This window comes from Streptococcus troglodytae (genome assembly GCF_002355215.1).
Classification (GTDB): domain Bacteria; phylum Bacillota; class Bacilli; order Lactobacillales; family Streptococcaceae; genus Streptococcus; species Streptococcus troglodytae.
This window is the reverse complement of sequence record NZ_AP014612.1, coordinates 1,518,519-1,539,114: the sequence shown is the minus strand read 5'-3', so window position 1 is coordinate 1,539,114 and position 20,596 is coordinate 1,518,519. Positions and strand designations below refer to the sequence as shown.

Sequence of the window (20,596 nt, the reverse complement as noted above, 5' to 3'; positions counted from 1 at the left end):
AGCTGGTAGAGCTTGAGAACAGCGGATGCAATGATTCACCGCGCTTATAGCTTCGTTGTGTGACGACATCCCATTCACACACACTTAACGCGAATCATCTACTCTGTGCAAAGCAGGCTTTGCTCTTTTATTTTATCACAAATTTTAATGATGGCTAGAAAAATTTTGAAAATTCAGGAAATAGTTTTTGCAAATATATTGAAAATTCAAAAATTAAGCGTATAATGAAGTTTAAAAGGTGAAAATCTTATTTTCTCCCCTAGCCTTTTGGTTAGTAGATCTCTCTTTTTATTATTTTAGGAGGCAATGATGGAAAGTTTAACTCAATTTTCAAAAAAACTTAGTAAATGGTTTACACTTGTTGTCGTTATCTGGGCCGTTTTTAATTACTTTTTGCCCACAGCTAGTAGCTGGGTTATTCCCAATACGTCTTACTTGTTAGGTATTATTTTGTTCGGAATGGGGCTAACCTTGACTACTGAAGATTTTGTAAGAATCTCCAAACGTCCAGTGCCCGTTGCTTTGGGGACAGTCGCTCACTATGTTATCATGCCTAGTTTGGCATGGCTGCTCTGCTTGATTTTTCATTTGAAGGGTGCAACAGCAGCAGGAGTCATTTTAGTTGGTTCTTGTCCTAGTGGAACATCGTCTAGTGTTATGGCTTTCCTATCTGGTGGGGATGTGGCTTTGGACGTATCTATTGAAATCTTATCGACTTTGCTGGCACCTGTAATGCTGCCTTTGCTCTTATCTGTTTTGGCTGGGCAATATATTGCAGTGCCAGCGCTCAGCCTCTTTTTATCTACTTTACGAATTGTTGTTGTTCCCATCATTTTAGGGGTGCTGATTCATACCCTTTTTGGCAAGAAAATCGCTGCTATCATTAAGCTAATGCCCTTGATCTCACAGGTCGCTATTCTTTTGATTATTGGTGCTGTTGTTTCAGCTAATCATGCCAATATTTTCACAGCAGCTACAGCCTTAGTGATTCCGGTTGTTATGCTTCATAACCTGTGTGGATATAGTCTGGGGTATGCTTTTGCCAAATTATTGCATTTAGAAGAACCACAGCAAAAGGCTATTACTTTTGAGGTTGGTATGCAAGACTCTAGCTTGGGGGCAACACTTGCCATGAAATATTTTGTTCCGCAAGCAGCTATTCCTTCAACTATTTTTTCGATTTGGCATAATATTTCTGGTTCCATTCTATCATCTTGGTGGAAAAATCATTCACAATCTCATTTAACAGAAAGAAAGTAAATCCGCTGAGAATCTCTAATTTGTTTATGTTATAATAAAAGAGCGAAAAGCTCTTTTTATTTTTTAGGAGAAGCAAAATGAAGTTAACTTTACAAGAGATAGCCTCGGTTGTAGGTGCTCAAAATGATGTCAGTCTTTTTGAAGATCTTACCATCAATGCTATTGAATTTGACAGCCGCCAGATAAAGACAGGTGATTTATTTTTACCACTGCAGGGTGCACGTGATGGCCATGAGTTTATTGGTACTGCTTTTGCAAATGGTGCTGTTGCTACTTTTTCTGAAAAAAACATAACCAGTAATTATCCCTATATTTTAGTTGTCGATTGCTTGAAAGCTTTTCAGGATTTGGCGCAATACTATTTGGAGAAAATGCGGGTTGATGTTATTGCTATAACAGGCTCTAACGGAAAAACGACCACAAAGGACATGATAGCAGCTATTTTAGCAACTACTTACAAGACTTACAAGACACAAGGTAATTATAATAATGAAATTGGTCTGCCTTATACGGTTTTACACATGCCTGATGATACTGAAAAAATTGTACTTGAAATGGGTCAGGATCATCTTGGTGATATTGCCCTTTTGTCTAATCTTGCCCATCCCCACATCTCTGTTGTCACCTTGATTGGTGAAGCTCATTTAGAGTTCTTTGGCAGCCGTGAGAAAATTGCTGAAGGAAAAATGCAAATTACTCAAGGAATGGATGGTCATGGGATTCTTATTGCACCAGCGGATAAAATCATTAATTCATTTTTACCAGAAAAGCAAAAGGTTATTCGTTTTGGAGCTGATGAAGATATTTTTGTGACCGAATTAGAAGAGCATAAAAACTATCTGAACTTTAAAACGAATTTCCTAGATAATGAGATTAAATTGCCAGTAACTGGTAAATATAATGCTACCAATGCCATGATTGCTAGCTATGTTGGAAAACTGCTTAATGTCTCTGAAGAAAAGATTATCTCTGCACTGGCTCAGCTCAATCTAACCCGTAATCGGACTGAATGGAAAAAAGCAGCTAATGGTGCAGATATCTTATCTGATGTTTATAATGCTAATCCAACAGCCATGAAGCTTATTTTGGAGACATTTTCCAGCATTCCAGCAAATGATGGCGGCAAGAAAATTGCTGTTCTAGCTGATATGAAAGAATTAGGAGACAGTGAGTTAGCCTTACATGCAGCTATGATTAAAAGTCTAGATCCTGCAGTGATAGATTATGTCTTTCTTTTTGGACCACTAATGCAAGCTCTAGCAGATGAAGTCGCTAAGGTCTATCCAACAGATAAGTGGCACTACCTTGCTCAAGCTGATCAGGTAGATGACCTCACTGAGCAAATTCAAAAAGTATTAGGCCCTAATGATCAAATACTCCTAAAGGGTTCAAATTCCATGAAATTAACTCAAGTTGTGGAGTGCTTGGAGAAGTGAAAAGCAAAATCTTTTCTTTCTCTTTGATGATTGTTCCTAATCTATCTGAGAAACTTAAAAATAGTTATTCTTTAATAAAAGCAATAAACAATTGAAAAAAATTAACAATGAAAGCATTTTTAACGCCACACCAAACGCAGCCACCAGAAATCTCACCACTTTTATATCTTTTAATGGTAACCGTTTTGCTCTTACTCAGTTATACGTCTTTTAAGTATTACCAAAGTTCTTTATATACTCGAACTTTTAAAATGATTCAGGCTATTCAGTTACTTACTCTTTATAGTTGGTATCTGTTTTTTGCTATTCCGATTTCTAATAGTTTGCCGTTTTATCATTGTCGTCTTGCTATGTTTGCCCTTTTATTGCTACCGGATAAAACGAAATTGAAACAGTATTTTGCACTTATGGGAGTTAGTGGTGCTATTTTTGCTATTGGTTATCCTATCATGGATGCTTATACTTTTCCACATATTACTGCTTTTTCATTTATCATTGGGCACTATGCTCTTTTGGTTGGAAGTATTATTTACCTTATGCGTTATTATAAGTCAAATGTTCTCAGTTGGAAAGCTATTATTCTCTACACGTTTGTCTTAAACCTCTTTTTAGTGATTATTAATTATTTGACCGGCGGCAATTATGGGATCCTGCGTTATACACCCTTTATTGCCAATAGGCCCCTCCTAGTGCGCTATCTAGCCGTAACCCTTATTTTAACTGCTATGCTGCTGCTAATTGATTGGGTATTTATCAGGAGGGAATATGGAAAAAGCAAGAGCAGAAAAGGTAAGGTGACATTTTGAAAAGACTGAAGGGGACAACTGCGGGCTTTTTCCTTATTTGAATTCCTTTTTATTTTCTATTATAATAAAAGAACTGTTGTGGATGCAGCTCTTTTTGCATATCAAAAATAGCATTTTAGTATGAACACTATTAAAAGCTCTGCTATTAAACATAAAAAGAAAAGGAAATAAGATGAACTTACAAGAAGAAATTAAGAAACGTCGGACTTTCGCCATTATCTCTCACCCAGATGCTGGTAAGACGACAATTACAGAGCAATTGCTCTATTTTGGAGGCGAAATCCGAGAGGCTGGTACTGTTAAAGGAAAGAAAACGGGGAATTTTGCCAAGTCTGACTGGATGGATATTGAGAAACAACGTGGGATTTCGGTAACTTCGTCTGTCATGCAGTTTGACTATGCGGGAAAACGGGTCAATATCCTTGATACACCAGGGCATGAGGATTTTTCTGAGGATACTTACCGAACACTGATGGCGGTAGATGCTGCTGTTATGGTCGTGGACTCTGCCAAGGGGATCGAAGCACAGACAAAAAAGCTTTTTGAAGTTGTCAAGCATCGTGGTATCCCTGTCTTTACTTTTATCAATAAATTGGACCGTGATGGTCGCGAACCGCTGGATTTATTGGAAGAATTAGAAGAGGTATTGGGGATTGCCTCTTATCCTATGAATTGGCCTATTGGTATGGGAAGATCTTTTGAGGGTCTCTATGATTTGTACAATCAGCGTCTTGAACTCTACAAAGGTGATGAGCGTTTTGCCTCTATTGAAAATGGTGACAAGCTCTTTGCTAACAATCCTTTCTATGAACAAGTCAAAGAAGATATTGAACTTTTGACTGAAGCGGGAAATGAATTTTCAGAAGAAGCCATTTTAAAGGGTGAACTGACGCCTGTCTTCTTTGGCTCGGCCCTAACCAACTTTGGTGTCCAAACTTTCTTGGATTCTTTCTTAGCATTTGCACCAGAACCACACGGTCACAAGACCACTGACGATAAAGTGGTTGATCCTTTAGATAAAGACTTTTCAGGTTTTGTTTTTAAAATCCAAGCTAATATGGATCCCCGTCACCGTGACCGTATTGCCTTTGTGCGGATTGTCTCAGGTGAATTTGAACGCGGCATGTCTGTCAACCTTGCCCGCACTGGTAAGAGCGTTAAGCTATCAAACGTCACTCAGTTTATGGCAGAATCTCGTGAAAATGTGATGAATGCTGTTGCTGGTGATATTATCGGAGTTTACGATACAGGAACTTATCAGGTTGGTGATACCCTAACTGTTGGTAAAAATAAATTTGAATTTGAGCCACTGCCAACCTTTACACCAGAGCTCTTTATGAAAGTTTCTGCTAAAAATGTTATGAAGCAGAAGTCTTTTCATAAGGGCATTGAGCAATTGGTGCAAGAAGGTGCTATACAGCTTTATACCAACTATCAAACTGGTGAATATATGCTTGGAGCAGTCGGCCAGCTCCAGTTTGAAGTTTTCAAACACCGCATGGAAAATGAATACAATGCGGAAGTTGTCATGACACCTATGGGTAAGAAAACGGTGCGTTGGATTAAGGAGGAAGATCTTGATGAACGTATGTCTTCCAGCCGCAATATATTGGCTAAAGACCGCTTTGACAAGCCCGTTTTTCTCTTCGAAAATGACTTTGCTCTTCATTGGTTTGCAGATAAATATCCAGATATAGTTTTGGAAGAGAAGATGTAAAATGATTTGTTTAAAACTCACAGATAAGCATCAACCATTTTTGGTTTGGTGTTTTTTAGATAGAAAAAATCTCAAAAATACATTACGTAAGTATTGCTAAATATTTCTTTTATGTTACAATATAGATGAAAAAAAGAAGATGGAGAAAGATTATGAATCAAAAAGTAGTCGTTATTTCATCATTTTACATGTTCGTCGTCTATTAATTTTCAAGGGCAGTGTATCATAATGATAGGAGTGTGAAACTTATGAAAAGAATTGATATTAATCATCAAGCACAACGTTTTTCTATTCGCAAATATGCATTTGGAGCTGCATCTGTTTTAATTGGCTGTATCTTATTTTTAGGTACCCAAAATGTTGCTGCACAAGAGCAAGGTTCCCAATTGCCAGCAAGTGAGGACGCAGTTGTTAATGTAGCTGAAAATTCGGTTGCTGTCAACCAAGCAGTTACAGATAAGGCAGCAGATCAAACAACTTTAACAGAAACACCAGTAGTTGCAGTTGAGGAGAAAGAAAATAATGATGACAAAGGTGCAAAACCCGTCAAAGAAGATGTGAATCCTACTGTTTCAAAGACAGCAAATGAAGGGGAAGCTTCTGCAGTAACAGCTGTTGATACTAAAAATTCAGAACCGCAAGCCAGTGTTGAAACTGTCTCAAGTGAAAAAGCCGAAAAAGAAATGGTCGCTTCGGCTCCAGCTAAGGAGACAGAGACAGGACGAAATGAGAAAGCGATAGCAGCAAATCTTATGCAAAGACAAGCTAAGGCTGTCTCAATTCCATCGCAAGGCAATTATGTTTTCCAAGAAACAACTCCTGTTAAAAATGCAGCCAGTATGTCCAGTCCAACCCAATTTCATTTTAATAAAGGTGATAAAGTCTTTTATGATAAGGTTTTAGAAGCGGATGGACATCAATGGATTAGCTATGTGTCTTACAGTGGTATTCGTCGCTATGCTCCTATTGCTGTGACAATTGAAGAATTGAAGCAAAAAGAAATTGTTCAGCAAAATTTACCGGCACAAGGAACTTATCACTTTACTAAACAAGCAGACGTTAAAAATGATGCTAAACTGTCTAGTCCGACCCAATTCTCTTTTTACAACGGAGATCACGTTTTTTATGATAAGGTTTTAGAAGCGGATGGACATCAATGGATTAGCTATGTGTCCTACAGTGGTATCCGTCGTTATGTTGTTATTGGAAAGCTTACGACACAACCCTCTCCAATTGAAACTAAAGTATCAGGTACTATTGCCATCCAAAATAAAACGGCTCAACAATTCGATGTTATCATTTCTAATGCTTCCAGCAATCAAGGCATAAAAGAGGTATTAGTGCCAGTTTGGTCAGAACAAAACGGACAGGATGACATTGTTTGGTATCAAGCAGCTAAGCAAGGCGAAGGCGTTTATAAGGTGACCGTTAAGGTCAGTGACCATAAAAATAATAGCGGTAACTATCATGTCCATCTTTATTATCTTTTGGATAATGGTGAACAAAGAGGAGTCGGGGCAACAATGACTGAGGTGGAAGCACCGAAGCCTGTAGAAACAACAGGTATCATTAGCATTGCCAATAAGAGCAGCCAAGGATTTGATGTTTTGATTACTAATGCTTCTAGCAATCAAGACATAAAAGAGGTATTAGTGCCAGTTTGGTCAGAACAAAACGGACAGGATGACATTGTTTGGTATCAAGCAGCCAAACAAGGCGAAGGCGTTTATAAGGTGACCGTTAAGGTCAGTGACCATAAAAATAATAGCGGTAACTATCATGTCCATCTTTATTATCTTTTGGATAATGGTGAACAAAGAGGAGTTGGGGCAACAATGACTGAGGTGGAAGCACCGAAGCCTGTAGAAACAACAGGTATCATTAGCATTGCCAATAAGAGCAGCCAAGGATTTGATGTTTTGATTACTAATGCTTCCAGCAATCAAGGCATAAAAGAGGTATTAGTGCCAGTTTGGTCAGAACAAAACGGGCAAGATGACATTGTTTGGTATCAAGCAGCTAAGCAAGGCGAAGGCGTTTATAAGGTGACCGTTAAGGTCAGTGACCATAAAAATAACAGTGGTAGTTATAACATTCACCTTTATTATCGCCTTTCAACTGGTGAATTAAGGGTTGTTGGAGGAAAGACAACTGAGGTGGAAGCACCTAATAGGGTCACTCTTCCAGCACAAGGAACTTATGTTTTCACTAATAAAGTTGAGGTTAAAAATGAGGCTAGAATATCTAGTCCAACTCAGTTTACTTTTAATAAGGGAGAAAGCATTTATTATGACAGTGTCTTGAATGCTGATGGACATCAATGGATTAGCTATCGTTCATACAGTGGTATTCGTCGCTATATTATCATTGATTGAAGTAAAAAAGGTTAGGATGACAAAATCCTGACCTTTTTGTGCTTTAGAATTAATGTTGGATAAAGTGTGGAGTTTGCACTCAAAAAATAGCAGCGGTTGAATGTATTTATAATTTAAGTTTTTATTTTCAAGCAAAAAATTTGACAAATCAAATCAATTATATTACAATTTTTTAACGTATATTACAAAAATATATTTAGAAGATTTATTCAGATTTGGAGGATTTATGAAAGTCAAAAAACTTACGGTTTTCGTAAAAGTAAAATTAGTAAAACACTGTGTGGTGCTGTTCTAGGAACAGTAGCGGCAGTCTCTGTAGCAGGACAAAAAGTTTTTGCCGATGAAACGACCACTACTAGTGATGTAGATACTAAAGTAGTTGGGACACAAACCGGAAATCCAGCGACCAATTTGCCAGAAGCTCAAGAAAATGCGAGTAAAGAAGCTGAACAAAGTCAAAAGCAAGCTGGAGAGATAAATGGTTCAATACCAGTTGAAGTGCCTAAAACTGATCTTGATCAAGCAGCAAAGGATGCTAAGTCTGCTGGTGTCAATGTTGTTCAAGACGCCGATGTAGATAAAGGAACTGTTAAAACAGCTGAAGAAGCAGCCCAAAAAGAAACTGAAATTAAAGAAGATTACACAAAACAAACTGAGGATATAAAGAAGACAACAGATCAATATAAGTCGGATGTAGCTGCTCATGAGGCAGAAGTTGCTAAAATCAATGCTAAAAATCAGGCAACTAAAGAACAGTACGAAAAAGATATGGCAGCTCATAAAGCCGAGGTTGAACGCATTAATGCTGCAAATGCTGCTAGCAAAGCAGCCTATGAAGCTAAATTGGCTCAATATCAAGCTGATTTGGCGGCTGTTCAAAAGACAAATGCTGATAATCAAGCAGCCTATCAAAAAGCTCTTGCTGCTTATCAAGCTGAACTGAAACGTGTTCAGGAAGCTAATGCAGCCGCCAAAGCTGCTTATGATACTGCTGTAGCAGCAAATAATGCCAAAAATACAGAAATTGCTGCTGCCAATGAAGAAATTAGAAAGCGCAATGCAACAGCCAAAGCTGAATATGAGACTAAGTTAGCTCAATATCAAGCTGAACTAAAGCGTGTTCAGGAAGCTAATGCCGCAAATGAAGCAGATTATAAAGCTAAATTAGCGGCTTATCAAACAGAATTAGAACGTGTCCAAAAAGCTAATGCAGCTGCTAAGGCTGCTTATGAAAAAGCGGTCGCAGAAAATGTAGCTACCAATGCAGCCATTACAGCAGAAAATGCAGCGATAAAACAGCGTAACGCGACAGCAAAAGCAAATTATGAAGCTGCACTCAAACAATATGAGACTGATTTGTCAGCGGTGAAAAAAGCTAATGCCGCAAATGAAGCGGACTATCAAGCTAAATTAGCCGCTTATCAAACAGAGCTCGCTCGTGTTCAAAAAGCCAATGCGGATGCTAAAGCGGCCTATGAAGCAGCTGTAGCAGCAAATAATGCCGAAAACGCGGCGATCACAGCTGAAAACACTGCAATTAAAAAGCGCAATGCGGAAGCTAAAGCTGATTACGAAGCAAAACTTGCTAAGTATCAGACAGATCTTGCCAAATATCAAAAAGACTTAGCAGACTATCCGGTTAAGCTAAAGGCCTATGAAGATGAACAAGCTGCTATCAAGGCTGCACTGGCAGAGCTTGAAAAACATAAAAATGAAGACGGAAACTTGACAGAGCCATCTGCCCAAAATTTGGTCTATGATCTTGAGCCAAATGCTCAGTTAGCACTCACAACTGACGGAAAATTTCTCAAGGCTTCTGCTGTGGATGACGCTTTTAGCAAAAGCACTTCAAAAGCGAAATATGACCAAAAAATTCTTCAATTAGATGATCTAGATATAACTAACTTAGAACAATCTAATGATGTTGCTTCTTCTATGGAACTCTATGGGAATTTTGGTGATAAAGCTGGCTGGTCAACAACAGTAAGCAATAACTCACAGGTTAAATGGGCTTCTGTACTTTTAGAGCGCGGTCAAAGCGCAACAGCTACATACACTAACTTGCAGAATTCTTATTACAATGGTAAAAAGATTTCTAAACTTGTCTACAAGTATACAGTGGATCCTGAGTCCAAGTTTCAAGGTCAAAAGGTTTGGTTAGGTATTTTTACCGATCCAACTTTAGGTGTTTTTGCTTCCGCTTATACAGGTCAAGTTGAAAAAAATACCTCTATTTTTATTAAAAATGAATTCACCTTCTATGACGAAGATGGAAAACCAATTAATTTTGACAATGCCCTTCTCTCAGTAGCTTCTCTTAACCGTGAACATAACTCTATTGAGATGGCTAAAGATTATAGTGGTAAATTTGTCAAAATCTCTGGTTCATCTATCGGTGAAAAGAATGGCATGATTTATGCTACAGATACTCTTAACTTTAAACAGGGTGAAGGCGGCTCTCGCTGGACTATGTATAAAAATAGTCAAGCTGGTTCAGGATGGGATACTTCAGATGCGCCGAATTCTTGGTATGGAGCAGGGGCCATTAAAATGTCTGGTCCGAATAACCATGTTACTGTAGGAGCAACTTCTGCAACAAATGTGATGCCAGTTTCTGACATGCCTGTTGTTCCTGGTAAGGACAATACTGATGGCAAAAAACCAAATATTTGGTATTCTTTAAATGGTAAAATTCGTGCGGTTAATGTTCCTAAAGTTACCAAGGAAAAACCCACACCGCCGGTCGAGCCGACAGCTCCAACTAAACCAACTTATGAAACAGAAAAGCCATTAAAACCGGCACCAGTAGCTCCAAATTATGAAAAGGAGCCAACACCGCCGACAAGGACACCGGATCAATCAGAGCCAAACAAACCCACACCACCGACCTATGAAACAGAAAAGCCGTTGGAGCCAGCGCCTGTTGAGCCAAGCTATGAAGCAGAGCCAACGCCGCCGACAAGGACACCGGATCAATCAGAGCCAAACAAACCCACACCACCGACCTATGAAACAGAAAAGCCGTTGGAGCCAGCGCCTGTTGAGCCAAGCTATGAAGCAGAGCCAACGCCGCCGACACCAACACCAGATCAACCAGAACCAAACAAACCTGTTGAACCAACTTATGAGGTCATTCCCACACCGCCGACTGATCCTGTTTATCAAGAGCTTCCCACACCTCCATCTGTACCAACTGTTCATTTCCATTACTTTAAATTAGCCGTGCAACCGCAAGTTAATAAGCAAATTAAGAATAATAACGATGCTGATATTGACAGAACTTTGGTGGCTAAGCAATCTGTTGTTAAGTTCCAGCTGAAGACAGCAGATCTTCCTGCTGGACGTGATGAAACGACTTCCTTTGTCTTGGTAGATCCTCTGCCATCTGGTTATCGATTTAATCTTGAAGCTACAAAAGCTGCCAGCCCTGGCTTTGATGTCACTCATGATAAAGCAACTAATACAGTCACCTTCAAGGCAACTGCAGCAACTTTGGCTACGTTTAATGCTGATTTGACTAAGTCAGTGGCAACGATTTATCCAACAGTGGTCGGACAAGTTCTTAACGATGGCGCAACTTATAAGAATAATTTCACGCTCACAGTCAATGATGCTTATGGCATTAAATCCAATGTTGTTCGGGTGACAACTCCTGGTAAACCAAATGATCCAGATAACCCAAATAATAATTACATTAAGCCAACTAAGGTTAATAAAAATGAAAATGGCGTTGTTATTGATGGTAAAACAGTTCTTGCCGGTTCAACGAATTATTATGAACTAACTTGGGATTTGGATCAATATAAGAACGACCGCTCTTCAGCAGATACCATTCAAAAAGGATTTTACTATGTAGATGATTATCCAGAAGAAGCGCTTGAATTGCGTCAGGATTTAGTGAAGATTACAGATGCTAATGGTAATGAAGTTACTGGTGTTAGTGTGGATAATTACACTAGTCTTGAAGCAGCCCCTCAAGAAATTAGAGATGTTCTTTCCAAGGCAGAAATTAAACCTAAAGGTGCTTTCCAAATTTTCCGTGCCGATAATCCAAGAGAATTTTATGATACTTATGTTAAAACTGGAATTGATTTGAAGATTGTATCACCAATGGTTGTTAAAAACAAATGGGACAAACAGGCGGCAGTTATGAAAATCAAGCTTACCAAATTGACTTTGGTAATGGTTATGCATCAAATATCGTTATCAATAATGTTCCTAAGATTAACCCTAAGAAAGATGTGACTTTAACACTTGATCCGGCTGATACAAATAATGTTGATGGTCAGACTATTCCACTTAATACAGTCTTTAATTACCGTTTGATTGGTGGCATTATTCCTGCAAATCACTCAGAAGAACTCTTTGAATACAATTTCTATGATGATTATGATCAAACAGGAGATCGCTATACTGGTCAGTATAAAGTTTTTGCTAAGGTTGATATCACTCTTAAAGACGGTTCTATTATCAAGTCAGGTGCTGAGTTAACTCAGTATACGACAGCGGAAGTTGATACCGCTAAAGGTGCTATCACAATTAAGTTCAAGGAAGACTTTCTGCGTTCTGTTTCAATTGATTCAGCTTTCCAAGCTGAAAGTTATATCCAAATGAAACGTATTGCGGTTGGTACTTTTGAAAATACTTATATTAATACTGTCAATGGGGTAACTTACAGTTCAAATACAGTGAAAACAACTACTCCTGAGGATCCTACAGACCCTACTGATCCGCAAGATCCATCATCACCGCGGACTTCAACTGTAATTAACTACAAACCTCAATCAACTGCTTATCAACCGAGCTCTGTTCAAGAAACATTACCAAATACGGGAGTAACAAACAATGCTTATATGCCTTTACTTGGTATTATTGGCTTAGTTACTAGTTTTAGTTTGCTTGGTTTAAAGGCTAAGAAAGATTGACAGCATAGACATTACATTAGAAATTAAAAAGTGAGATAGAAGCGATAAATCACAGATTGAGCTTTTATCTCATTTTTTGATCAATTAAAAGAGAAATGACTAGCCTGCCTTTGTCCTGTTAAAAAAACAGTTAGGTTTACATAGGAATATCATTAACTAATTTTTGAAAATGATCATTTAGTGTGAGTCTTTAACTATCTTTCTTAAAGAAAAAATGCTATAATAACTTAGTTGCACATTACTAACGTTTGATAAGGTGGCTTCGCACTGCCTTTTAGAAAGAGAAAACATTGAAATTTACAGAATTACATTTAGCAGAAGACATTCTTTCTGCCGTTGCAAAAGTCGGCTTTGTTGAGCCATCACCCATCCAAGAATTGACTATTCCTCTTGCTCTTGAAGGAAAAGATGTTATTGGTCAAGCACAGACTGGGACAGGCAAAACAGCGGCTTTTGGCCTACCAACTCTAAACAAGATTGATGTGACTAATAATGTTGTTCAGGCTCTTGTTATTGCGCCAACACGAGAATTAGCCGTTCAAAGTCAAGAAGAGCTCTTCCGTTTTGGGCGTGAAAAGAAAGTTAAAGTTCGTTCGGTTTATGGTGGTTCAAGCATTGAAAAGCAAATCAAAGCTCTTAAATCGGGTGCCCATATTGTTGTTGGAACACCGGGACGTCTGCTTGATTTGATTAAACGTAAGGCGCTTAAATTAAATCATGTGGAAACCCTTATTTTAGATGAAGCAGATGAAATGCTTAACATGGGCTTTTTAGAAGATATTGAAGCTATTATTTCGCGTGTTCCTGAAACACGTCAAACTTTACTCTTTTCAGCAACCATGCCCGATGCTATTAAACGTATTGGCGTAAAGTTTATGAAAGAGCCAGAACATGTTAAGATTGCTGCCAAAGAATTAACAACAGATTTAGTTGACCAATATTATATTCGCATCAAAGAAAATGAAAAATTTGATACGATGACCCGTCTTATGGATGTGGAACAGCCAGAGCTTTCTATCGTTTTTGGCCGTACTAAGCGCCGTGTTGATGAGTTAACAAGAGGATTAAAACTGCGTGGCTATCGTGCGGAAGGTATCCATGGAGATCTCGACCAAGGGAAACGTCTGCGTGTCCTTCGTGATTTTAAAAATGACAACCTTGATATTTTGGTTGCGACAGATGTAGCGGCTCGTGGTCTCGATATTTCGGGCGTCACTCATGTTTATAACTATGATATTCCGCAAGACCCTGAAAGCTATGTTCACCGTATTGGTCGTACGGGTCGTGCTGGTAAGCACGGTCAGTCCATTACTTTTGTGGCTCCCAATGAAATGGGCTATCTTCAAATTATTGAAAAGCTCACTAAAAAACGCATGAAAGGCATGAAACCTGCTACAGCGCAAGAAGCCTTTCAAGCAAGCAAAAAAGTGGCCCTCAAAAAGATTGAGCGTGACTTTGCTGATGAAAAGATTCGTTCTAATTTTGATAAGTTTACCAAAGCTGCTGAAAAATTGGCTGCTGAATTTTCACCAGAAGAATTAGCACAATATATTTTGACTCTAACTGTTCAAGATCCAGAAATGCTGCCTAAGGTTGAAATTGCTCGCGAAAAACCCTTGCCATTTAAATTTGCTGGTAAAGGAAAGGGCGGCAATCGTCGTCGTGAGGATCGTCGGGGAGGTCGCGACAGTCGCCGTAATCATCGTGACGGTGGCCGTCGTGAATTTAAACGGATTTCTAACAAAAATCGCAAAGATTTTGAAAATAAGAGCAATAAACGTCCTCACCGTACTTCCAGCGAAAAGAAAAGCGGCTTTACCATTCGCAATAAAGGTGACAGATAATCATTCAAACTCTCTTGAAACATGTGTTTCAGGAGAGTTTTTTGAAAAGTTTGAAGAAAAAGTTTATTTTGAGACTTTCCCTTCAACTTCAAACCGTCCTTTAGACTGTTTGAGCCGTCGCCAGTAGATGATTTCAGGAATCTAGGATCCTATCCTCTTTCGAGTAGCAGAAATATTGAAGTTTCAGACGTATCACAACGGTGAGAAGTCTCGTTTAAAGCTCACTTCGCTTGCAATAAGGAAAATAATTTTGAATTTGCAGAGCTAAAAAAGATTTGTCTATAAGCAAGTTAATATTTTAAAAGTATTCAGAAAATTTTCTGATTTTTTACTATTAAATATCTTTTTATTAAATGAACCAAATTCCTTTGAATAAGAAAAAGTTAAGGATTAAAATGTACTTGTCGTTTTCACAAGGAGGCTTTTAAAAATATTTCATGTTTTATTAGAAAACTTGTAAGCTGATAAGCTTACTGTGAATTTTAGGAGGATTTTATGAACACAGTAACATTGATTCAATAGCCTTTGATAGTTTTGAAGTGGCGGACACAGATTGTTTAGCTGCTGTAGAAGGTGAGGGTTTTGTCTCGGCTGTTGCTGAAGGATTTGTGGGAGCTTGTATAGGGGCTACCGCTGCTTATAGACCTGCTACGTGGCTATGGAATATTCCGGCAGTAGGACCCTACTTAGCCTTAGGGACTGAAGCAATCGGTATCGTTTCAGGTGCCTATGCTGGTGCTAAAAATGGTTGGGGAGACGGTGGCTTCTGGTGATATATCGTTTTTTGATTAACTTCGCTCCGCCTTATTGTAATGGTTATACTATTTTATCAAATAAAGCAGACTTAGAAAAGGAAGGATAATGTCATGGAAAGATTTTCTGGATTTCTATTAATGCTGGTGCTCTGTGCTCTAGCAGTTATTTCTTACCGCAGTAAACACATTATTGTCTCATTTATTTGCTTTTTCTTTTGTCGGCCTTTGTATTTACGGCATTTTACATTAGAAAAGAAAAAGCAACAGGTGTTATTAACGGTGGCATTATTAGCGGTATTTATCTACTTACATGTGCTACTGCAGAAGGAGCTTGGACAGGTGCAGTAGGTGGTGGTATTGCAGGAGCAGTCGGAGGAGATGTGGTATTGCCCATTTTAGGAACAGTACCTGGTTATGTAGGTGGCGCAATTTTAGGCGGTATTGGCGGTGCCGTTGCAAACGGAAGTTGGTATTTAATAACGGGAGGCGATTGAGATTAATTATGAAGTATATTGTGCTTATAGTCATCGGTGCTATATCAGCAATTGTAGGACGAATTATTTTGAATAAAATAAATAATAAATAAAAACATGGTAACAAAGTGATGAAGTCTTCTCCTATCAGAGGTTTTGTCACTACTTTCTTGATGATTTTGTGGCAGTGGATATCACTTATCTTTCTGAATCAGAAGGAGGCGGTTTGATACTTGGTATTACGAGTGCTATCGTAGCGGTGTAATTTGTGATGTGCTTGCTGGCAGATTTGCAGGACTTGCAATCACAGCCCCTATTTTTGGACTATAATTTTCTGTAAAGAATACTGAGATTAAACAGTATTACTTAAGTATTTGTTGTTCTTGCTTCACTGTTCATAATAAAAGTGACAGATAATCATTCAAACTCTCTTGAAACATATGTTTCAAGAGAGTTTTTTGAAAAGTTTGGAAAAAAGCCTCAAATCTTCCGAGCAGCAGAAGCCTCAACGCTTCTGGTATTTTATCACAGCGAAAATTCTCGTTTAAAGCTCACTTCGCTCGCAATAAGGAAAATAATTCTGAATTTGCAGAGCTGAAAAAAGATTTGTCTATAAGCAAGTTAATATTCTAAAAGTATTCAGAAAGATTTCCTAATTTTTAATATTAAATATCTTTTTATTAAATGAACCAAATTCCCTTGAATAAGAAAAAGTTAAGGATTAAAATATACTTGTAGTTTTCACAAGGGAGCTTTTAAAATTATTTCATGTTTTATTAGAAAACTTGTGAAAGTAAAAAACTTGTAAGCTAATAAGCTTATCGTGAATTTTAGGAGGATTTTATGAACACAGTAACATTAGACTCAATGGCCTTTGACAATTTTGAAGTTGCAGATAGTCAACTGCTTTCTACCATGGAAGCTGGAGATGGTGTGGACTCTATCCTTGGCGGTGTCGCTACCTATGGTGCTGCAACAATGGGGCTTTGTGCAGTATCTGGTCCAATTGGATGGGGACTTGGAGGTGCTTATTTACTTACATGTGCCGCTGCAGGAGGGATGATAGGTTATGGTGCAGCAACATTAGATTAAAATGATTTGATTATAATATTTTCAATCATTTGAGGTATTGATAATGACAAAAAAATGGTCGTTTATTTTTGTTCATCTCTAAATGTTATAGCTAATTTATTAATGATTTGGCCTTTCAATAATGGGGAAGGAGTATTTTCTAATCTATTTTTGATTATTATTACGTTAATGTTACTTCCAGGTTTTTTACGAACCGTTGATAATCAAATGACTTCCCTGATTAGAATTGAATCCTCGTTGTTGATCATACTTACAGTCCTTTCATTTATGCGACTGTTATATAGAGTTGATGCTATATCTGGGACAGTTGCCAGTACAGCAGCACTTATCGCTTGCGGTTTAATAACAGTATTGTTGGTTGCTGGTATTGTCAGGTGGATAAAGACAGATAAAAATCATTGATTGCTAGCTTCTTTTTCTTTACTTCCGAAAAGTAAAACGGCTTCACTGTTCGCAATAAAGGTGACAGAAATCATTCAAACTCTCTTGAAACATGTGTTTCAGGAGAGTTTTTTGAAAAGTTTGAATAAAAGTCTTCTTTTGAGATCGAGATCGTCCTTTAACTTCAATAGTCTCCCAGACTGTTTTAGCTTAATACCTTAAATATTCCGAAAAGAAATAATCTTGAATATTATAGAAAATAAAAGAAAAGTTGATAATAGAACAAACAGTTTGTATTGTTTTATTAGTTGTAGGATTTAATGGTCTTACTTGAAGTCATTAAGCGTTTGACTAGAGGTGGAGCTATTGACTATTTAGTATCATGTTGGTAAGGAATAAGTGATGAAGTATTTTTTTATAGGTGTCATCTCATTTATCATTTTGGCGATAATTTTATACATATTTAATTTTATTAAATTTAAAAAATAAACATTTTTAAAGATATCTCTGTCTTCCTGTCTCCGTTTAGGGGTCGGGAAGTTTTATTTGTGGGAAAGCTAGCCTCTCTTATTTATGTTATCGGCACTTGAACATCACCAACAGATCAATCTTATTGAAATCTAGTAGAGATTTGTGAGGATAAGATTTTATGACTTGTGCTAAAGTAATGTCAAAGGAGTGCAGAAGTTTATCTAACACTACATTTTTATTAGTGCCAGTAAATTAATAGCAGCTGTCTAAAGAAATGTTGTAAAGAGACTTTGACATTCTTTAAGAAAATAAAAGAACAGCCCTATTAATACTGGTTCTTCAGTTGAAATTTTTTGTCCAACTTGAAGAAAGTAGTAAGCTTATTTTAAGGCTGTTCCTTTAAAATTGTGAGACTAAATTGATATGCTGGTGTTCTTCAATATAGTGCAATTTTTGAGCGCGTGTCTTTTGTTTCAATTTACCTTCTGCACTCATAGCAGCGTTTTTATGGTTAAACTGTTCAACATAAATTAATTCGACAGGCAGTCTTGCTCTTGTGTACTTAGCGCCCTTACCAGCATTGTGAGTAGCTAAGCGCTTTTTAATATCCGTTGTGTAGCCTGTGTAAAGACTATCATCAGCACATTTCAATACGTACATGTAGGCTTGATGACCTTTACCAAAATAGATTTCGTGGATGTCATCTGTGTAATCCCCATTGTCCTTATGTACGATTAGAGGTGGTAAAATTTTCATCCCATTAGGCGAGCCATCCTTAATTGCTTCGATGAGCAACATATTAGCGTCTTTTCCCAGCTTTGGATAAACAAATTGAAGGCGTTTGGGAGCCAGTTTGTATTTTTTAAACGTATCAATGATTTCAAGGAAGCGGTCAGGACGATGGACCATGGCCAAACGACCATTGGTTTTTAGCACTTGTTGGCTGATTTTGCAGATTTCCTCCAAATTAGTTGTTATCTCATGGCGAGCAAGCAGATAATGTTCAGAAAGGTTTTTCTTTGAAGTCTCTGCCGCTTTGAAATAAGGAGGATTGCAAAGGATAAGGTCAACTTTTGAACGCGGAACATGATCCAACAAATTTTTTAAGTCATCTCTAATCATCGAAACTTGATTGGTAAGGTTATTGAGATGAATGGAGCGCTGCGCCATATCTGCCAGTCGTTCCTGCAATTCAACTTCAATAATTTTAGCTTTCGTTCTGGTTGCAGCAAAAAGACCAACGGCTCCATTACCAGAGCAAAGGTCAACAATCAGACCTCTGCTAGGAATCTTGGGAAAACGAGAAAGCAAAACGCTGTCAATGGAGTAGGAAAAAACTTCCTTATTTTGAATAATTTTGACATCAGTTGAAAAAAGCTGATCGACACGTTCTTTCTTTTTTAAAATTGGTTTTGTCATAGTCTTTATTATAGCAAAAAAGTAAGACTGATGATAGTTGGGAAATTAGCTGTTCAACCATTTAGAAAAATGCTTACCTAGCCTGAGAGCAAGCAAGAGATTGAAGATAACAATTAGTAACCCAATCAAACCAAAACAGAACAATTCCATCACATTGACATGCAGAAAATGACAACTATTTAGGATAATGACAGAGCTAATTGGTAGACATAAAAGAGACGTTCCCACAGCTGGGATATACTGTCTTAGTATAAAGGCTTGTATGATATGAAACAGCAAATGTAAATTAAAGGCTATTAGTCCGCCTAACCAAATCAAATAAAGAAATCGGCTTTGACTGCAAAAAGCTGCTAGGGAGACAAGGAGAATCAAGCAGAATTCCTCAAAAACAGCCAGAGCGAAGCCCTCTGTTGTCAAATCCTTATGCGCCTTTAAAAGAAGAGGGGCTTTTTCTTTAAGAAGATCACTTTTTTTCACTATCCAAGGCATGAAACCAATGATTTCTTCTAAGTCATGAAAGATAAAAAGTAAAGGAAATAACCAAACATAAGTAGTCATTAATCGACCTCCTATTGATTAGATTGCCAAAAAATTTTTTCTGCTACTTGAAAAACAGAATGATAAAAAAGCAGAAAGTTATCTTTCTACTTTAAAATAGCAAATGTATAACCGCGATCTTTATAATAACGAATAATTTGCGGTAAACTTGCGAGAGTAACAGTTTTTTCAGAAATATCATGCATGAGAACAACCTGTACGTTAGGGTTGGTAGCAATCTTAGCACTGCCATCAAGAAAGGCTAACATGCTTGCTACTGTTGTAGGTCTTGTAGCCAGAGGTTCAGCATCACCAACAGCAGCATTCCAATCCATCCACTGAATACCTTGAGCTGCTAATTGTTTGTCAGCTGCTTCTAAGCCTGTCCAAGATAAATGTCCGCCGGGGTAACGCCAAACACCTGTCTTAAAATTTTGCCCTAATTGAGCCTTGAGGGCATTTTGCGTACGAGTCACTTCGCTGACTATTTGCTGTGTATTACCGACTCGATTAGGATATAAAAGTGAATAGACATGTGAAAAGCTATGGATACCAAGAGCATGCCCTTCTGTAATTTGTCTTTGTAAAATGGGTTTTACTTTATCAGTGATATTACAGCCGACAAGAAAAAAAGTAGCGTGAACGTGTTGTTGCGCAAGGACATCTAAAATTTTAGGTGTCATATTAGGGTCAACGCCATCATCAAAGGTAAGAAAAACTAATTTTTGTTTAGCAGAAGCTTGCTTATTGTTCATCATTTGTCTGACTGCTTCCGCAGAATAAGCATATCCTTCGGCCTGATTGTTATGATTGCTGCCTGACTTCAAGGCAGTCGGGTTAGGCTTAGGAGTGCTTATTGTTTTTTGAGAAATGTTGCTGGCTCTGATGTGGTTTCGCTGCTGTTTCTGCGCAGGGCGTATTTTTACAAGAAGGACTCCTAAAACCAGTCCAATAATTAAAAGACTAAATAACAGATTAGGTCTATTGTCTGCAGAGAAAATTTTGGTTTGCCATTTTTTCCAGTATTGTTGATATTTCATGTTATCTCCTAAATCTTATCTTTTTTATTATACACCAATTATTGCTTTTAGAATTACTTCTATCA

General features: G+C 37.8%; 11 protein-coding genes, 4 pseudogenes and 1 riboswitch. Of the genes and pseudogenes, 12 read left to right on the top strand and 3 right to left on the bottom strand.

Features of this window, described 5'->3' with window-relative positions:
* Positions 1–17: 17 nt before the first annotated feature.
* Positions 18–108, bottom strand: a riboswitch (THF riboswitch).
* Between the two features lie 201 nt (positions 109–309).
* From SRT_RS07395 to SRT_RS07335, 12 genes and pseudogenes are all read left to right on the top strand, one after another.
* Positions 310–1,260, top strand: coding sequence for a bile acid:sodium symporter family protein (locus SRT_RS07395; protein ID WP_128834057.1), 951 nt, complete (start codon positions 310–312; stop codon positions 1,258–1,260).
* 77 nt (positions 1,261–1,337) lie between these two features.
* Positions 1,338–2,696: a UDP-N-acetylmuramoyl-tripeptide--D-alanyl-D-alanine ligase gene (locus SRT_RS07390; RefSeq protein WP_128833615.1), complete on the top strand. Its 1,359-nt coding sequence runs from the start codon at positions 1,338–1,340 to the stop codon at positions 2,694–2,696.
* Between the two features lie 107 nt (positions 2,697–2,803).
* Complete coding sequence (locus tag SRT_RS07385; protein WP_128833614.1) at positions 2,804–3,502, top strand: YwaF family protein; 699 nt, start codon at positions 2,804–2,806, stop codon at positions 3,500–3,502.
* A 172-nt stretch (positions 3,503–3,674) separates the two neighbouring features.
* Entirely contained in the window at positions 3,675–5,219 is a 1,545-nt protein-coding gene (locus SRT_RS07380; RefSeq protein WP_128833613.1) for a peptide chain release factor 3, read from the top strand.
* A 248-nt stretch (positions 5,220–5,467) separates the two neighbouring features.
* Positions 5,468–7,594 carry a GBS Bsp-like repeat-containing protein gene (locus SRT_RS07375; RefSeq protein WP_128833612.1) on the top strand — a complete coding sequence of 709 codons (2,127 nt, stop codon included), beginning with the start codon at positions 5,468–5,470 and terminating at the stop codon, positions 7,592–7,594.
* Positions 7,595–7,741: 147 nt separating this feature from the next.
* Positions 7,742–11,674: pseudogene (locus tag SRT_RS07370) on the top strand (antigen I/II family LPXTG-anchored adhesin); the annotation flags it as partial.
* Between the two features lie 47 nt (positions 11,675–11,721).
* The gene (locus SRT_RS11385; protein ID WP_373276251.1) at positions 11,722–12,519 is read left to right on the top strand and encodes an LPXTG cell wall anchor domain-containing protein; all 798 of its coding nucleotides are present in this window, start codon (positions 11,722–11,724) and stop codon (positions 12,517–12,519) included.
* A gap of 290 nt (positions 12,520–12,809) precedes the next feature.
* Positions 12,810–14,363 (top strand): degradosome RNA helicase CshA, encoded by a 1,554-nt coding sequence (cshA, locus tag SRT_RS07365; RefSeq protein WP_128833611.1) that lies wholly within the window; start codon positions 12,810–12,812, stop codon positions 14,361–14,363.
* Between the two features lie 495 nt (positions 14,364–14,858).
* Positions 14,859–15,136, top strand: a pseudogene (locus SRT_RS07360) (hypothetical protein).
* 183 nt (positions 15,137–15,319) lie between these two features.
* Positions 15,320–15,595, top strand: a pseudogene (locus SRT_RS07350) (hypothetical protein).
* An 839-nt stretch (positions 15,596–16,434) separates the two neighbouring features.
* Complete coding sequence (locus tag SRT_RS07340) at positions 16,435–16,683, top strand: hypothetical protein (RefSeq protein WP_002263747.1); 249 nt, start codon at positions 16,435–16,437, stop codon at positions 16,681–16,683.
* A 43-nt stretch (positions 16,684–16,726) separates the two neighbouring features.
* Positions 16,727–17,085 (top strand): annotated as a pseudogene (locus tag SRT_RS07335) (hypothetical protein).
* A gap of 849 nt (positions 17,086–17,934) precedes the next feature.
* Here SRT_RS07335 and SRT_RS07330 read toward each other — a convergent pair.
* The 3 genes from SRT_RS07330 to SRT_RS07320 all read right to left on the bottom strand — a co-directional run bounded on the left by SRT_RS07330 (position 17,935) and on the right by SRT_RS07320 (position 20,531).
* Complete coding sequence (locus SRT_RS07330; protein ID WP_128833609.1) at positions 17,935–18,954, bottom strand: GIY-YIG nuclease family protein; 1,020 nt, start codon at positions 18,952–18,954, stop codon at positions 17,935–17,937.
* Positions 18,955–18,999: 45 nt separating this feature from the next.
* Positions 19,000–19,512, bottom strand: a complete 513-nt coding sequence (locus tag SRT_RS07325; protein WP_128833608.1) for an HXXEE domain-containing protein — start codon at positions 19,510–19,512, stop codon at positions 19,000–19,002.
* Positions 19,513–19,598: 86 nt separating this feature from the next.
* Positions 19,599–20,531: a polysaccharide deacetylase family protein gene (locus SRT_RS07320; RefSeq protein WP_128833607.1), complete on the bottom strand. Its 933-nt coding sequence runs from the start codon at positions 20,529–20,531 to the stop codon at positions 19,599–19,601.
* Between the last annotated feature and the right edge of the window lie 65 nt (positions 20,532–20,596).

Bases quoted from the DNA above. Each gene is read 5' to 3' on its own strand.
- SRT_RS07395 (WP_128834057.1), top strand. From the start codon at position 310: ATGGAAAGTTTAACTCAATTTTCAAAAAAACTTAGTAAATGGTTTACA.
- SRT_RS07390 (WP_128833615.1), top strand. From the start codon at position 1,338: ATGAAGTTAACTTTACAAGAGATAGCCTCGGTTGTAGGTGCTCAAAAT.
- SRT_RS07385 (WP_128833614.1), top strand. From the start codon at position 2,804: ATGAAAGCATTTTTAACGCCACACCAAACGCAGCCACCAGAAATCTCA.
- SRT_RS07380 (WP_128833613.1), top strand. From the start codon at position 3,675: ATGAACTTACAAGAAGAAATTAAGAAACGTCGGACTTTCGCCATTATC.
- SRT_RS07375 (WP_128833612.1), top strand. From the start codon at position 5,468: ATGAAAAGAATTGATATTAATCATCAAGCACAACGTTTTTCTATTCGC.
- SRT_RS11385 (WP_373276251.1), top strand. From the start codon at position 11,722: ATGGGACAAACAGGCGGCAGTTATGAAAATCAAGCTTACCAAATTGAC.
- SRT_RS07340 (WP_002263747.1), top strand. From the start codon at position 16,435: ATGAACACAGTAACATTAGACTCAATGGCCTTTGACAATTTTGAAGTT.
- SRT_RS07330 (WP_128833609.1), bottom strand. From the start codon at position 18,954: ATGACAAAACCAATTTTAAAAAAGAAAGAACGTGTCGATCAGCTTTTT.
- SRT_RS07325 (WP_128833608.1), bottom strand. From the start codon at position 19,512: ATGACTACTTATGTTTGGTTATTTCCTTTACTTTTTATCTTTCATGAC.
- SRT_RS07320 (WP_128833607.1), bottom strand. From the start codon at position 20,531: ATGAAATATCAACAATACTGGAAAAAATGGCAAACCAAAATTTTCTCT.